Annotated in this window: 14 protein-coding genes; 5 read left to right on the forward strand and 9 right to left on the reverse strand. The window is 74.8% G+C overall.

Annotated features, from left to right (window positions below; translation table 11 throughout):
* The coding region (locus tag VM242_09780; protein ID HVM05452.1) for a hypothetical protein at positions 1-496 on the forward strand (496 nt) is incomplete at its 5' end.
* A gap of 19 nt (positions 497-515) precedes the next feature.
* Here VM242_09780 and VM242_09785 read toward each other — a convergent pair.
* The 8 genes from VM242_09785 to VM242_09820 form a co-directional block, all read right to left on the reverse strand.
* On the reverse strand, positions 516-1,052 hold the full coding sequence (locus VM242_09785) for a bifunctional nuclease family protein (GenBank protein HVM05453.1): 537 nt from the start codon (positions 1,050-1,052) through the stop codon (positions 516-518).
* 115 nt (positions 1,053-1,167) lie between these two features.
* A complete protein-coding gene (locus tag VM242_09790) occupies positions 1,168-2,052 on the reverse strand; it encodes a DMT family transporter (protein ID HVM05454.1) in 885 nt (294 codons plus the stop codon).
* Positions 2,053-2,144: 92 nt separating this feature from the next.
* Positions 2,145-3,854 carry a phosphoenolpyruvate--protein phosphotransferase gene (gene ptsP / locus VM242_09795; GenBank protein ID HVM05455.1) on the reverse strand — a complete coding sequence of 570 codons (1,710 nt, stop codon included), beginning with the start codon at positions 3,852-3,854 and terminating at the stop codon, positions 2,145-2,147.
* Entirely contained in the window at positions 3,851-4,126 is a 276-nt protein-coding gene (locus VM242_09800; GenBank protein HVM05456.1) for an HPr family phosphocarrier protein, read from the reverse strand. The genes ptsP and VM242_09800 overlap by 4 nt, the downstream gene beginning before the upstream one ends.
* Positions 4,126-5,580, reverse strand: coding sequence for a fructose-specific PTS transporter subunit EIIC (locus VM242_09805; GenBank protein ID HVM05457.1), 1,455 nt, complete (start codon positions 5,578-5,580; stop codon positions 4,126-4,128). The genes VM242_09800 and VM242_09805 overlap by 1 nt, the downstream gene beginning before the upstream one ends.
* Positions 5,577-6,038 (reverse strand): PTS sugar transporter subunit IIA, encoded by a 462-nt coding sequence (locus VM242_09810; protein HVM05458.1) that lies wholly within the window; start codon positions 6,036-6,038, stop codon positions 5,577-5,579. The genes VM242_09805 and VM242_09810 overlap by 4 nt, the downstream gene beginning before the upstream one ends.
* A 20-nt stretch (positions 6,039-6,058) precedes the next feature.
* Complete coding sequence (locus VM242_09815) at positions 6,059-6,991, reverse strand: hexose kinase (GenBank protein HVM05459.1); 933 nt, start codon at positions 6,989-6,991, stop codon at positions 6,059-6,061.
* A complete protein-coding gene (locus VM242_09820; protein HVM05460.1) occupies positions 6,988-7,752 on the reverse strand; it encodes a DeoR/GlpR family DNA-binding transcription regulator in 765 nt (254 codons plus the stop codon). Before VM242_09820 ends, VM242_09815 begins: the two co-directional genes overlap by 4 nt.
* Before the next feature lie 131 nt (positions 7,753-7,883).
* On the opposite strand from VM242_09820, the gene VM242_09825 reads away from it, so the two are divergent.
* The gene (locus tag VM242_09825; GenBank protein HVM05461.1) at positions 7,884-8,429 is read left to right on the forward strand and encodes an SRPBCC family protein; all 546 of its coding nucleotides are present in this window, start codon (positions 7,884-7,886) and stop codon (positions 8,427-8,429) included.
* Here the strand turns inward: VM242_09825 and metH are convergent.
* Entirely contained in the window at positions 8,419-11,871 is a 3,453-nt protein-coding gene (gene metH / locus VM242_09830) for a methionine synthase (protein HVM05462.1), read from the reverse strand. The two genes, VM242_09825 and metH, sit on opposite strands and share 11 nt — an antisense overlap.
* A gap of 136 nt (positions 11,872-12,007) precedes the next feature.
* On the opposite strand from metH, the gene VM242_09835 reads away from it, so the two are divergent.
* From VM242_09835 to VM242_09845, 3 genes are read left to right on the forward strand one after another with little or no spacing between them, the layout of a single operon-like run.
* Positions 12,008-13,249: a hypothetical protein gene (locus VM242_09835; protein ID HVM05463.1), complete on the forward strand. Its 1,242-nt coding sequence runs from the start codon at positions 12,008-12,010 to the stop codon at positions 13,247-13,249.
* A 23-nt stretch (positions 13,250-13,272) separates the two neighbouring features.
* A complete protein-coding gene (locus tag VM242_09840) occupies positions 13,273-13,827 on the forward strand; it encodes a cob(I)yrinic acid a,c-diamide adenosyltransferase (protein ID HVM05464.1) in 555 nt (184 codons plus the stop codon).
* Positions 13,824-15,254, forward strand: a complete 1,431-nt coding sequence (locus VM242_09845) for a leucyl aminopeptidase (GenBank protein ID HVM05465.1) — start codon at positions 13,824-13,826, stop codon at positions 15,252-15,254. The genes VM242_09840 and VM242_09845 overlap by 4 nt, the downstream gene beginning before the upstream one ends.
* Positions 15,255-15,264 lie beyond the last annotated feature (10 nt).

The following is a 15,264-nucleotide window of genomic DNA, read 5'->3' on the forward strand; positions in this document are numbered from 1 at the left end:
GTTCCCCCCCGTGGCCGACCTCGTGCCCCCCCTGTTCGGCATCGTCGCCTGCGTCGCCGGCGGGCTCGACGCCGGGGGTCCCGACGTCCTGGCCGTGGTGCGCACGCTGGTCGGCGCCGCCTTCCTCGGGGCGGTGACCGACGCCATGCTCCTCGGCCACTGGTACCTGGTGCAGCCCGGGCTGGGCCGCGAGCCGCTGGTCGAGCTCAACCGGTGGCTGGCGGTGATCTGGCCGGTGGAGGTGGCGGCGCTGCTGTGGCCGACGGGCATGCTCTCCGTGCTGTCCGGCTCGGTCGACGACGGCTGGGGCGGGCTGCTCGGGTGGTTCTGGGCAACCTGCGCGGTGACCACGGTGATCCTCACCTTCGTCACCCGGGCCGCCCTCAAGGAGCGCGCCTACTCGGCGGTGATGGCCGCCACCGGCCTGCTGTACCTGGCCATCCTCACCGCCTTCGGGACCGACCTGGTCGCACGGGCGGTCCTCGCACCGGGGTAGCCCCGCCCCTCCCCGGGCGTCAACTCCCCGCCGGCGCCGGCCCGAGGAGCGAGGCGGGGGCCAGGATGGGCGGCCGGGGGTCGCAGCGCACGGCCACCGCCACCGCGTCGGACACCCGCCAGTCGAGGTGGAGCTCGCCGCCGCCCACCTCCACCACGACGTCGGCGGCGAAGGTCGACGTCTCGGGCGAGTGGCTGACGACGATCCGCACGAGCCGCCCCCCGAGGGCGTCGAGCGTCTGCTTCAGGGCGTCGTGCGTCATCGGGCGCCGGGCCACCCGCCCCTCTAGGGCGAAGGCGATGGCCCCGGCCTCCGGGGGCCCGACGAACACCGGCAACCGGCGGTCGCCGTCCCGCTCCTTGAGGTCGAGGAAGTGGTGGGCGGCGCCCACCTCCCCGAGCCCCACGCCCTCGAGCGTCACCTCCACCAGTTCGGCGGTCTCCACGGTGTCCTCCCTCCGCTGGGCAAGGAGGGCACGGCGGGCCGCGGTGTACGACTCGCCCGTCCGGGCGGCGCGTTCCCGTACCAGCCGCTTGAACCCCTTGCCGGTGGTCATGGCTCCTCGCTGGGCGCCGACGGGCGCGCCCTGGTCCGGCCCGAGGACTCTGGTCCCCTTCGCCACCAGCCCCACCGGGGCTCGCCGTGGTCGGGCGTCGAGCCGCGCCCGGGCTCTACGGTGCGACCGGCGCCGCCGCCCTGTCAAGGGGTGCGCGGGCCAGCACCACCACGGCGGCGAGGATCAGCAGCCCGCCCACCAGCTGGGCGGCGGACAGGCGCTCGTCGAGCACCAGGGCGGCCAGCACCACGGTGACCACGGGCTCGAGCGTCGACAGCGTGGACGCGTCGGTGGGCCCCAGCCGCGCCATGCCGGCGAAGAAGGTGGTGATGGCGACCACCGTCGACACCAGGGCGATGGCGACGACCGCCGCCCAGCTGCCGGCGGTGGCGGGGAACGCCGGGCGCTGGACGGCCACCACCCCGGCGTAGACGGCGGCGGCCGCCGCCATGATCACGGCCGACGCCGGCAGGGCGCCGCTGCGGGGCGTGAGCCGGCTGCCGACCAGGATGTACGCCGAGTAGATGACGGCCGCCGACGCCCCCAGCACGACGCCGAGCGGCTCGCCCGACAGCTCGGGCCCGATGGTGAGCACGGCGCCGGCCAGGGCGACGCCCAGGGCGGCCACCCGGGGTCGGGTCAGGCGCTCGCCCAGCACCAGCACCGACAGGACGGTCACGATGGCGGGGTAGGCGTAGAGGAGCAGCGCCACCAGGCTGGCCGACGCCTTGGTCAGCGCCGTGAAGAACGAGAGCGACTGGCCCACGTACCCCAGTCCGCCCATGGCGGCCAGCCCGGCCAGGAGCCGCCCCCGGGGCCACGCCAGCCCCCGCAACCGCATCAGGAGGGCCATGAGCGGGGCGGCGATGGCGAACCGCAGGAACAGCACGGCCGTGACGTCCGCCCCGTCGTCGTAGGCCAGGCGGGCGAAGACGGCCATGGCCCCGAACGACGCCGCCGACACGGCGATGAGCACGACGCCGGCGGCGCGGGGGGACATGGGGCGCAGTCTGTCGGGCCAGCGCCGGTTCTCTGGACGGAGGACACCGGATACCGGTGTCCTCCGTCCGGAGAACGGTCGGGCGGCGATACTCAGGCGGTGAGCTCGGCCAGGAGGGCCCGGGCCTCGGCCGCGGTGGCGGCCACGCGGGCGCGGCCGGCGACGTCCCGGAGGACGGCGAGCGGGTGGCGGCGGAGCAGGTCCTTCACCTCGGCCAACGCGCCGGGGACCATCGAGAGCTCGCGGACACCGAGCCCGACGAGGGCGGCGGCGACCTCGGGGTCGCTGGCCGTCTCGCCGCACACGCCGACCCACGTGCCGTGCTCGGACGCGGCGTCGACGACGGTGCCGATGAGGTCGAGGACCAACGGCTCGCACACGTCGGTGAGCTCGGCCACCTCGGCGACCAGGCGGTCGACGGCGAAGAGGTACTGGAGCAGATCGTTGGTGCCGACCGAGAAGAAGTCCACGTGGGGGGCGATGCGGCGGGCGGCCAGGGCCGCCGACGGGACCTCGATCATGACACCGACCTCGACGTCGTCGAGCGGGACCCCCTCGTCGCCCGCCACCCGCTCCAGCTCGCTGCGGGCGGCGACGACCTCGTCGACCCGGCTGACGAGCGGGAACATGATGCCGGTGACGCCCCCTCCGGGGCGGGCGGCGTGGGCCCGGAGCAGGGCCCGCAGCTGGTCCTCGAACAGCTTGGGCCGGCGCAGCGACAGGCGGATGCCGCGCACGCCGAGGGCGGGGTTGGGCTCGGGCTCGCGGACGACGAAGGGGAGCGGCTTGTCGGCGCCCACGTCGAGGGTGCGGAAGACCACCCGCCGGCCCGGGAAGGCGGCGAGCACCTCGCCATAGTAGGCGGCCTGCTCGGCGACGGTGGGCTCGCTGCGGCGGTCCTGGAACAGCATCTCGGTGCGGACCAGCCCGGCGCCCTCGGCGCCGGCGCCCACGGCGGCGGCCAGGTCGTCGCGCCCGGCGACGTTGGCGACCAGCTCGACGAGCACCCCGTCGGCCGTGCGGCCGGGCTCGGCGCTGGCCGCCGACAGCCGGGCCCGGCGGGCCTCCTCCTCGTCGGACCGCGCCAGCAGGGCGGCGAGGACGTCGCCCTCGGGTTCCACGTGCACCTCGCCGGTGCGGCCGTCGACGGCGATGCAGCGGGCACCGGCGGCCACCGTGAGCACGCCGGCGGCGCCGACGACGGCGGGGATGCCGAGGGTGCGGGCCAGGATGGCGGCGTGGCTGGTGGGGGAGCCGGTCTCGGTGACGATGCCGGCGATGCGGTCCCGGGGGATCTCGGCCGTCTGCGACGGGGTGAGCTCGCGGGCCAGCAGGACCGATCGCCCCTCGGGGAGGTCGTAGGCGCGGGAGACGCCCGAGAGGATGCCGACGACCCGGGCGCACACGTCGTCCAGGTCGGCGGACCGGGCCGCCAGGTACTCGCTGGACGAGGCGGCCAGCAGGGTGCGGAAGGCGCCGAAGGCGGCGGCCACCGCCGACACGGCCGAGCGGCCGGCGTCGATCAAAGTGGCCGCCTGGTCCTCCAGCTCGGGGTCCTCGGCGAAGGCGGCGTGGGCCTCGAAGATCTCCGCCTCCTCGCCCGCCACCGCCCGCATCCGGTCGGCCATGGCGTGGAGCTCGGCGGCCGCCTGCACGAGCGCCTGGTGCAGGCGGGCCTTCTCGGCATCCGGGGGGCCGGCCGGCCCCGGGTCGACGACCTCGGTGACGGGGGGCACGACCACGAAGGGGGCACCGATGGCGACGCCGGGCGCCGCCCCGCTGCCGCGGAGCGAGGCGCTCACCGGGGGCCGTCCTCGCCCAGGCCGGACTCCACCAGGAGGACGAGCGACTCGAGCACGGCGTCGGCGTCGGCGCCGTCCACCTCGATGGTGACCTCGTCGCCCTGGTGGCAGTCGAGGGTGAGCACCGACAGGACCGAGCGGGCGTTGACGGTGGTGTCGCCCTTGGTGAGGCGGACCTGGTGGCCGCTCTCGGCCACCGCCGAGGCGAACACCTTGGCCGGGCGGGCGTGCAGCCCGGTGGGGTTGGGCAGGGTGACGGTGCGGCTCGGCATCAGACCGTCACCGCCTCGCGGGGCGCGGCGCCGGCGTCGGCGTGAGCCTGGTCCCGGTGGACCGACTTCAACCCGACGACCACAGCCGCGGTGACCGCCGTGCCCAGGATCCCGGCGAGCAGGTAGCCGATCTTGCCGTCGATGAGGCCGAGCACGAAGATCCCGCCGTGGGGCGCCCGCAGCTGGGCGTCGACGGCCATCGAGATGGCCGCGGCGGTGGCCGACCCGGCGATCAGGGCGGGGATGACCCGTAGCGGGTCGCCGGCCGCGAACGGGATGGCGCCCTCGGTGATGAACGACAGCCCGAGCGGCCAGGCGGCCTTGCCCGACTCCCGCTCGGCGTCGGTGAAGAGCCGGGGGCGGACGGCCGTGGCCAGGGCCAGGCCCAGGGGCGGCGTCATGCCGGCGATCATCACGGCGGCCATGACGGCGAAGTTGCCCGAGTCGAGGGAGGCGAGGCCGAAGGCGTAGGCCGCCTTGTTGACCGGGCCGCCCATGTCGAACGCCATCATCGACCCGATCAGCAGCCCGAGCAGGACGGCGTTGGTCCCCTGGAGGTCGGTGAGCCAGTCGGTGAGGCCCGACTGGACGTCGGCGATGGGGTTGCCGATGAGCAGCACGAGGACGGCCCCGGTCACCAGCGTCCCGACGATCGGGTACACCAGCACGGGCATCATCTTGGACAGCGCCCCGCCGACGTTGATGCGCATGAGAAGCATCACCACCGCGCCGGCCAGCAGGCCGCCGGCCAGGCCGCCGAGGAAGCCGGCGCCCAGCTCGTTGGCGATGAGCCCGGCGACCACGCCGGGGGCGATGCCGGGCCGGTCGACCATCCCGAAGGCGATGAACCCGGCCAGGATCGGGACCAGCATGCTGAAGGCGATGGCGCCGATCTTGAACAGCAGAGCGCCCAGCTGGACGCGGGAGTCGAACACGGAGGACAGGGCGGGCCAGTCCTCCACCTCGGTCACCCGGGTGGCGCCGCCGATGGAGAAACCGAGGGCGATGAGGATGCCGCCGGCGACGACGAAGGGCAGCATGTAGCTCACGCCGGTCATCAGCCAGATGCGGAACTGCTCGCCGGGCGACGTCCCCGCCGGGGCGGCGGCGGCCATGGGCGACGGCCGGGCGGCGGTGCGGGACGGCGCCTCGGCCGCCGCCGCCTCCACCTCGGCGATGACCTCGGCCGGCCGGTCGATGGCCCGGCGGGTGCGGACCTCGACGCTGGGCAGGCCGTCGAAGCGGCTGCGCTCGCGCACACCGGCGTCGACCGCGAAGATCACGGCGTCGGCGGCGGCGATGGTGGCGGCGGAGATGCCGGGGCCGCCGGCGGCGCCCTGGATCTCCACCTCGATCTCGTGGCCCGCCTCGCGGGCGGCCACCTCGAGGGCCTCGGCGGCCATCGCGCTGTGGGCGATGCCGGTGGGACAGGCGGTGACGGCGACGAGCTTCACTGGATCTGCTCCTTCAGGATGGACACGACGGCCTCGGCGGTGGGGGCCTCGCGCAGGGCGGTTCTGAACGACTGGTGGACGAGCCGGCGGGCCAGCTTGGACAGCACGGTGACGTGGACGTCGTCGGCCCCGGCCGGCGCCGCGATCAGGAACACCAGGTCGGCGGGGGCGTCCTCGGCGCCGAAGTCGACCCCGCCGGGCACGCGTGCGACGACCACGCTCGGCTCGGTGACGCCGGCGTGCTTGGCGTGGGGGATGGCGATGCCCGACTCCATGCCGGTGCCGCCCGTCTCCTGCTCGCGGGCCCACACGGCGTCCACGAAGCCGTCGCGGTCGGTGAGCCGCCCGGCGGCGGACAGCCGGTCGGCGATCGCCTCGATGGCGGCCCGGCGGTCGGGCGCCTCCAGGTCGAGGATCACGAGGTCGGGCGTCACGAGCGTGTCGATGGCGACGGTCATGGGGTCTCCCTTTCGGCGGGTCAGGCGGACAGGACGAGCGAGCGGGCGGGACGGACGGCGACGGCCCCGATGTCGATGGCGCCGGGGCCGGGCACCTCGGTGCCGGGGAGGGCGACGGCGGCGGCCGCCCACGCCACGCCGGCCCGCAGGGCGTCGGCCCCCGCGCCCCCGGCGGCGAGGAAGCCGGCGAGGAGCGAGTCACCCGCCCCCACGTCGCTGCGGGCGGCGACGGCGGGCGGGACGGCCAGGACGGGCTCGGACCCGTCCACCAGCAGGGCGCCCCGGGCGCCGATCGAGACGACGACCGCGGCGGCCCCCGCTGCCCGAGCCGCGTCGGCGGCGGCGATGACGTCGTCCACCGTCGCCAGCGGGCGGCCGGCCAGCTCGGCCAGCTCCGCCAGGTTGGGCTTGATGACGTCGGGCCGGGCGGCGAGGGCGGCGGCCAGCGGGGCGCCGCTGGTGTCGACGGCGGCCCGCAGGCCGGCGCCGCGGGCGTGCTCGACGAGGGTGGCGTAGATGCCCGCCGGCGCACCGTCGGGGAGCGACCCGCAGCCGACGAGCCAGGCCGCCCCGCGCATGGCGATGATGGCGGCGTCGACGAGGGCCTCGAGCTCCTCGGGGGCGAGGGGCGCCCCCGGGGCGTTCACCTTGGTGACGGTGCCGTCCGGCTCGCTCAGGGTGATGTTCGAGCGCGTCCCGCCCGCCGTCGCGACGGTGTGGTGGGGGATGCCCCCCTCGCCCAGCAGCCGCGACAGCACGGCGCCGTCGCCACCGCCGAGGGGCAGGACGGCCAGGCTGGCGTGGCCGTTGGCGACCAGCGCCCGGGTCACGTTGACGCCCTTGCCGCCGGCGTCGATCCGGGTGGACGTGGCCCGCAGCACGGCGCCCCGCTCGATGCGGGCGACCTCCAGGGTGCGGTCGACCGACGGGTTGGGGGTGACGGTGACGATCATCGGGCGACGACCACGTCGAGACCGGCGACCCGGAGGGGGAGCAGGTCGCCGTCCTCGGCGCCGCCGTCGGTGACGGCCACGTCGAGGTCGGCCAGCTCGGCGAAGCGCACGAAGTGTTCCTGGCCGAACTTGGTGGAGTCGGCCAGCAGGACGACCCGGTCGGCTGCTCCGACCATGGCCCGCTTCACGGCCGCCTCCGCCGTGTCCGGCGTGGAGCAGCCCCGCTCGGACACCCCGTTGGCGGCGAGGAACGCCACGTCCACCCGGAGGCTGCGGAGGGCGTCCACCGCGAACTCGTCGACGTTGGCCAGCGTACGGGCCCGCAACCGGCCGCCGACGACGATGACGGTGACGGTGGGGATGGGCGCCAGCGCCAGGGCGTGGGGCACGGCGTTGGTGACGACGGTGAGCCGGCGGTCGGTGGGCCACACGTCTACGACCGCCCCCGTGGTGGTGCCGGCGTCGAGGAGCACCGTGCCGCCCTCGCCCGGGAACTGCGCCACCGCCGCCCGCGCGATGGCGGCCTTCTCGGCGGCCATGTGCTCGGACCGCTCGGCCACGGCCGGCTCCACCCGCAGGTGCTCGAGGGCGACGGCGCCGCCGTGCACCCGCCGCAGCTCACCGCGGGCCTCGAGCTCGATGAGGTCCCGCCTCACCGTCTCGGGCGTCACGTCGTGGGCGGCGGCCAGCCGGCGGACCGACACCCGGCCGCGGCGGCGCAGCTCGTCGGCGATCGACTCCCGGCGGTCCTGGGCGTCCATGATTGGAGTATGTTGGATATGGCGGCAGATGTCAACGGAAATCCCACCGGGATCCCACACCCGGGACGGTCGCCCCGGTACGTCACCGGTGCACGGGGCGGGTGCTCGGGGTCGGGTACCGTCGGGCCCCGATGGGGCCGCAGTACGAGTTCGCCACCGTGTGGCGGGTGCCCGGCACGGTCGACGAGGTGACCGACGTCCTGGGCGACGCGACCGGGCTGCCGCGGTGGTGGCCGGCCGTCTACCTGGCCGTGGACCTCGTAGAGGCCGGCGGCCCCGACGGCGTCGGCCGCACGCTCGACCTCCACACCAAGGGCTGGCTGCCGTACACGCTGCGCTGGCGGCTGCGCATCACCGAGCCCGTCACCCGTGCCGGGTTCGCCCTGGAGGCCGCCGGCGACCTCGAGGGGACGGGCCGCTGGGCGTTCGAGCAGGACGGGCCCGAGGTGGTGATCACCTACGACTGGCGGGTGAGCGCCACCAAGCCGCTGCTGCGGCGCCTGAGCTGGCTGCTGCGCCCCGCCTTCGCGGCGAACCACCGCTGGGCGATGGCCCGTGGGGAGGAGAGCCTGGCCCTGGAGATGCGGCGGCGCCGCGCCGGCTCCGAGGAGGCCCGCCGCCGGGTGCCCCCACCGCCACCGCCCACCTTCGCCCGGTGGGGGCGGGTCAGGCGATGAAGTACTTGGCCTGGGGGTGGTGGAGCACGATGGCCGACGTCGTCTGCTCCGGGTGGTACTGGAAGCCGGTCTCCTCGCTGACCTCGACGCCGATGCGGCCCGCCTCGAGCAGCTCGGCCACGGTGAGGTTGTCGGCCAGCTCGGGGCACGCCGGGTAGCCCCACGAGTACCGCCCGCCCCGGTACTGCTGGCGGAACAGGCCGGTGAGCGTGGGCCCGTCCTCGTCGGCGAAGCCCCACTCCTCGCGGATGCGCCGGTGCCACAGCTCGGCCAGCGCCTCCGCCATCTCCACGCCCAGCCCGTGCAGCAGGAGGTACTCCTGGTACCGGTCCTCGGCGAACAGGCGGGCGGTGGCCTCGGAGACGGCCGCGCCCATCGACGCGATGGAGAACGCCACGTAGTCGGGCTCGGCGCCGATCGGGCGGACGAAGTCGGCGATGCACAGCCACGGCTCCTTGCCCTGGCGGGGGAAGGAGAACCGGGCCCGCTCGGCCGTGCGGGTGTCGTCCGTCCAGATCACGACGTCGTTCCCGTCGGCGTTGGCGGCGAAGAACCCGTAGACCACCTGGGGCACGAGCAGCCCCTCGGCCTTGGCCCAGGCCAGCTGCTCGCGCAGGATGGGCCGGATGCGGTCCTTGAAGGCGGTGTCCGTCTCCTCGCCGCCCTTCTCGGGGCGGAACTGCCACTGGTTGCGGAACAGCGCCGTCTCGTTGAGCCACGTGGCGATCTCGTCGACCGCGAGGCCCTTGACCACGCGCGACCCGAGGAAGGGCGGCTTGAACACCTCGTTGTCGGTGGCCACCTCCGGCGACCGGGCGGGCGCCGGCACGCCGGCGCCGTCGTCGCCCCTCTTCGGTCGAGGTCGCCCGCTCGGCTGGCGGCCGAAGCTCGGGTCGTCCACGCCGCCCCGCTTGAGCTCCATGAGCCGGTCCATCGTCCGCAGGCCCTCGAAGGCATCCTTGCCGTAGAAGACGCGACCCTTGTAGACCTCCCGCAGGTCGGCCTCGACGTAGCGCCGGGTGAGCGCGGCTCCCCCCAGCACCACGGGGATGTGGGCCAGCCCGCGGTCGTTCAGCTCGAGCAGGTTCTCGCGCATGATGAGGGTGCTCTTCACCAGCAGGCCGCTCATGCCGATGGCGTCGGCCCCCACCTCCAGGGCCTTCTCGACCATCTCGGTGATGGCCACCTTGATGCCGAGGTTGTGCACCTCGTAGCCGTTGTTGGAGAAGATGATGTCGACCAGGTTCTTGCCGATGTCGTGGACGTCGCCCTTCACCGTGGCGAGCACGATGCGCCCCTTGCCGCCCTGGTCGGACTTCTCCATGTGGGGCTCGAGGTGGGCGACGGCCGCCTTCATCGTCTCGGCCGACTGGAGCACGAACGGCAGCTGCATCTGACCGGAGCCGAACAGGTCGCCGACGACCTTCATCCCGGCCAGCAGGGTGTCGTTGACGATGGCCAGCGCGCTCGTCGTCCGCAGCGCCTCGTCGAGGTCGGCCTCCAGCCCGTCCCTGTCGCCGTCGATGATCCGCTGCGACAGCCGGCGCTCGACGGGCCAACCCGACCGGTCCTCCTTGACCAGCGAGGTGGACGACACGCCCTCGAACAGCCCCAGCAGCTCCTGGAGGGGGTCGTAGCCGGGCCGGCGCCGGTCGTAGACGAGGTCGAGGCAGACCTCCCGGGCCCGCTCGTCGATCTTGGCCAGCGGCATGATGCGGGCGGCGTGGACGATGGCCGCGTCGAGCCCCGCCTGCTGGCACTCGTGCAGGAACACCGAGTTGAGCACGTGGCGGGCGGCGGGCGTGAGGCCGAACGACACATTAGACAGGCCGAGGATGGTGCGGACGCCGGGCAGCTCGGCCTTGATGCGGCGGATGCCCTCGATGGTCTCCACGCCGTCGCGGCGGCTCTCCTCCATGCCGGTCGACAGCGGCAGGGCGAGGGCGTCGAAGAACAGGTCGGTGGGTTCGATGCCGTAGCGCCCGACGGCGAGGTCGTGGATGGCCCTGGCCGCCCGCAGCTTCCAGTCGGCCGTGCGGGCCTGGCCCTCCTGGTCTATGCACGTGCAGACGACCGCCGCGCCGTACTCGCGGGCCAGGGTGAGGAAGCGGTCCAGGCGGGTGCCCGGCGCGTCTCCGTCCTCCAGGTTCACCGAGTTGAGGATGGGCTTGCCGCCGATCCACCGCAGGCCCGTCTCGATGACGTCGGGCTCGGTGGAGTCCAGCATCAGCGGCAGGGTGGCCTGGGTGGCGAAGCGGGAGGCGATCTCCTCCATGTCGGCCACGCCGTCCTCGCCCGTGTAGTCGACGCAGACGTCCAGGACGTGGGCGCCCTCCCTCACCTGCTCCTTGGCCATGGCGACGCAGGTCTCCCAGTCGTCCGCCAGCATGGCCTCCCGGAACTTCCTGGAGCCGTTGGCGTTGGTGCGCTCGCCGACGACCAGGAACGACGGCGACTGGTCGTAGGGGACGTGGCTGTAGAGGGAGGCGCAGCCCGGGTCGGGCCGGGTGTCGCGGCGGCCGGGGGTGAGGTCTTTGCATCGCTCGACCACCACCCGCAGGTGCTCGGGCGTGGTGCCGCAGCACCCGCCGATCACCGTGACGCCGAGCTCGGTGACGAAGCGGGCCTGGTGGTCGGCCAGCTGCTCGGGCGTGAGGTCGTAGTGCATCCTCCCGTCCACCACCGAAGGGAGGCCGGCGTTGGGGATGCACGAGATCGGGGTGCGGGCGTACTGCGACAGGTGGCGCAGGTGTTCGCTCATCTCCTGCGGTCCGGTGGCGCAGTTGAGCCCGACGACGTCGGGCCGCAGGGCGTCGATGGTGGTGAGGGCGGCTCCGATCTCGGTGCCCGGGAGCATCCGGCCCGTGAGCTCCATGGTGACCTGCACCTGGAGCGGCACGTCCCGGCCGGCGGCCGCCATGGCCCGCCGGCAGGCGATCATGGCGATCTTGGCCTGGAGCAGGTCGAACACCGTCTCGATCACGATCAGGTCGACGCCGCCCTCGAGCAGGGCGGCGGCCTGGACCTCGTAGGCGTCCCGCAGGTCGGTGAACCGGATCTGGCCGAGGGACGGGAACTTCGTCCCCGGGCCCATCGAGCCCGCCACCCAGGCCCCGTAGCCGTCGGCCACCTCGCGGGCGATGCGGGCCGCCCGGACGTTGAGCTCGTGGGCACGGTCGGCGATGCCGTACTCGGCGAGCACCGGGGCGAAGGCGCCGAACGTGTCGGTCTCGACCACGTCCACGCCGACCTCGAGGAACGACCGGTGGAGCTCGTGCACGACGTCGGGCCTGGTCGCCACCAGGACCTCGTTGCACCCCTCCAGGGCGGGGCCGCCGAAGTCGTCGGCACCCAGCTCGCGCAGCTGGAGGTTGGTCCCGGTGGCGCCGTCGAAGACGACCACCCGCTCGCGCGTCGCATCGAGGTAGCTCCCAGCCGCCACCCCGCCAGGCTACCGGCGGTCCGCGTGTGGCCCCCGGGCAGCTGTTCAGTGCGCGCCGGCGCGCCAGGTGCTGGCGCGCCAGCGCGCACTGAAATGTGGGGCGGGACCCCCGAGCGATGACCTAGCGTTCGCCGGCGTGCGGAGGGGCCGGTCGTCGCTCGCGGTGGCGGTCCTCGTCGTGTCGTCGCTCGCGGCGGCGTGCGGCGGTGGACGGGGAAGCGACGCCGACGACTCCCCGCTCGGGCAGGTGCGCGCCCTGCTCCGGGAGCGGGCGGGCCTGCTCGCCGAGGGCGACGTGGACGGCTACCTGGCCGCCGTGGCCCCGAGCGCCGAGGAGGCGGAGCGGGCCTTCGCCGAGGGAGCGGCCGCCGTGCCGCTCGCCTACGCCAACGTCACCTTCCGGCCCCGCGGCGCCAGGAGCACGGCGACCAGCTTCCGGGACGCCGACGTCCAGCTGGTGTACCGCTACGAGGGGCTCCCGGCGGACAACCAGTTCCGGATGAGCTTCGAGTACGACGTCGAGCGCCGCGGGGAGAGGTGGCTGGTCACCCGTTCGGAGATGGTGACGGCCGGCGACGAGGGGTTCTCGGGCCCGCCCATCTGGGCCACCGGCCCCGTCGCCGCCTCCCGCAGCGACCACTTCCTCGCCCTGTACCGGCCCGGCCTCACCAACGCCGAGCGGGCGCTGGCGGCGGCCGAGGAGGCCCGGAAGGGGCTGGCCGAGCGGATCGAGGTGCTCGAGCTCGACCCGGTCAACCTCGTGCTGCTGGCGGGCAGCGAGGAGGAGTACGCCGAGCTCACGGGGCGGGCGACCGACGCCGGGGAGCTCGCCGCCGCCCGGTTCGTCTTCAACTCCCTCGGCGGTCCCGAGTCCCGCCAGATGATGTTCAAGGCCGACGTGGTGGTCGGCGACGGGGAGCCGACGCTCGGCGAGGGAGGCGAGATCCTCCCCGCCGCGCAGGTCTTCCAGCACGAGCTGGCCCACCTGGCGCTGTCCCGCCACGCCGGCCCGTTCACGCCCGGGTGGGCCGTCGAGGGAGCGGCCATGTACCTGGCGGGAGAGCGCCGGGTGGCTGCCTGGAGGGTCGGCCTGGCGTCGGGTGCCTTCGACGGGATGTCGCTCGCCGGCATGCAGCCCGGCCTGTCGGACGGCCTCCAGTACGCCTACGCCAACGCCGCCGTCCTGCACCTGATCGACGAGCACGGGCCCGAGCGCTTCTTCGACCTCTACGCCGGCTTCCGGCCCCTCCGGCCGACGCCCGAGTTCGCGCGCGACCCGATGGGGATCGTGCTGTCGACCCACTACGGTCTCGACGTCGCCCAGCTGGACCGGCTCACCCGCGCCTACATCGAACGGGCCGTCGCCGGGAGCGGCTGAGCCCGCCGGTAGCCTCCGCCGGGATGAGGATCTACACCCGCAGGGGCGACGACGGCACCACCGGCCTGTACTTCGGCGGGCGGCTCCGCAAGGACCAGCCGTCCGTGGAGGCGTACGGGACGGTGGACGAGGCGCAGGCCTTCCTCGGCCTGGCCAGGGCGGAGGCGGAGCAGGGGTCGGAGCTGGACGAGCTGCTGGTCGCCCTCGAGCGCGACCTGTGGGTGCTCATGGCCGACCTGGCGACGGCGCCCGCGAACCGCCACAAGCTGGAGCCCGGTCGCACCCTGGTGACCGAGGCGATGGTGGCGGCCCTCGAGTCCCGCATCGACGACCTGACGGAGAGGACCACCATGCCCGAGGAGTTCGTCGTGCCCGGGGAGAACCGCACGGCCGCCCGGCTCGACGTCGCCCGCACCGTCGTGCGCCGGGCCGAGCGGGCGGCGCTGGGCGTGGCGGCCGACGGGTCCCACGTGGTGCCCTACCTCAACCGCCTCTCGGACCTGCTGTGGACGATGGCCCGCTGGCAGGCGTCCGCCTTCCTCCCGGCGCGCGGCGCCGGCGGCGGGAGCCCGTCGTGAGCCCCGTCCGGTTCTCGGCGAGCGACGAGGTGCCCCACGACGTCGAGGTCCTCGCCGTGCCCGTCCTCCACGGGGCCGCGCCCCCCGAGACCACCCTCGGCTTCGAGGGCAGGCCGGGGCAGACGCAGCTCGTGGTGTCGGGTGGACGGGCGGTGCTGTCGGTCGGCCTGGGCGACCCCGACGCGCTCGACGCCGACGCGTTCCGCAAGGCGGGCGCGTGCATCGTCCGCACGGCGTGGAAGGCCCACCGGGTGGCGACGACCGTGCTCGACGCCGTGCCCGACGGGCCCGACCGCGGGGTGGCGGCCCGGGCGCTGGTCGAAGGCGCCGGCCTGGCCGCCTACCGGTTCTCGCGCTACCGCCGCCAGCCCGACGCCTGCCGCGTCGAGGAGCTCACCGTCGTCGTCCCCGACGCCGCCCACGTCGAGCCGGCGCTGGCCCGGGCGGCCCGGGTGGTGGAGGCCGTCTCCCTCGCCCGCGACCTCGTCAACGAGCCCGCCGGCTCCCTCTCGCCGACGGGGTTCGCCGAGCGCGCCGCCTCGGTGGCGGAGGCGGCCGGGCTGACGATCGAGGTGCTCGACGAGGCGGCCGTGACCGCCCAGCGGCTGGGCGGCCTGGCCGGGGTCGCCCGGGGCTCGGAGGAGCCGCCCTGCCTGGTGAAGCTCACCTACCAGCCGGCGGGCGCCCCGTCCGCCACCGTGGCGCTGGTGGGCAAGGGCGTCACCTTCGACTCGGGAGGGCTGTCGCTCAAGACGGCGGACGGCATGATGACCATGAAGACCGACATGTCGGGCGCGGCCGCCGTCCTGGGCGCCATGTCGGCCCTGCCGGCGCTGGGCGCCGCGGTGCGGGTCGTCGGGTTCCTGCCCCTCACCGAGAACATGCCGAGCGGCCGGGCCGTCAAGCCGGGGGACGTGCTCACCATCCGCAACGGCAGGACGGTCGAGGTGCTGAACACCGATGCCGAGGGCCGCCTGATCCTGGCCGACGCCCTGGCCCTGGCCGCCGAGGAGGCGCCCGACGCCATCGTCGACCTGGCCACCCTGACCGGCGCCCAGGTGGTGGCGCTGGGCCGGCGCATCAGCGGGCTGATGGGGAACGACGACGGCCTGGTCGACCGGGTCCGGGCCGCCGCCCAGCGGGCCGGGGAGCCGGCGTGGCGGCTCCCGCTCCCGCCCGAGTACCGCGACCACCTGGACTCCGAGGTGGCCGACCTCAAGAACATCGGCAAGGCGGGGGAGGCGGGGACGGTGGTGGCCGGGCTGTTCCTCCAGGAGTTCGTGGGCGACGTCCCCTGGGCCCATCTCGACATCGCCGGCCCGGCCCGGGCCGAGGCCGACGACGGGTGGCTCACCAAGGGCGGCACCGGTGTCGGCGTCCGCACCCTGATCGAGCTGCTCACGTCCTACGGCGACGGCGACGGCTGACCCGCCGCCC

The sequence above is a fragment of the Acidimicrobiales bacterium genome (assembly GCA_035540975.1).
GTDB lineage: Bacteria > Actinomycetota > Acidimicrobiia > Acidimicrobiales.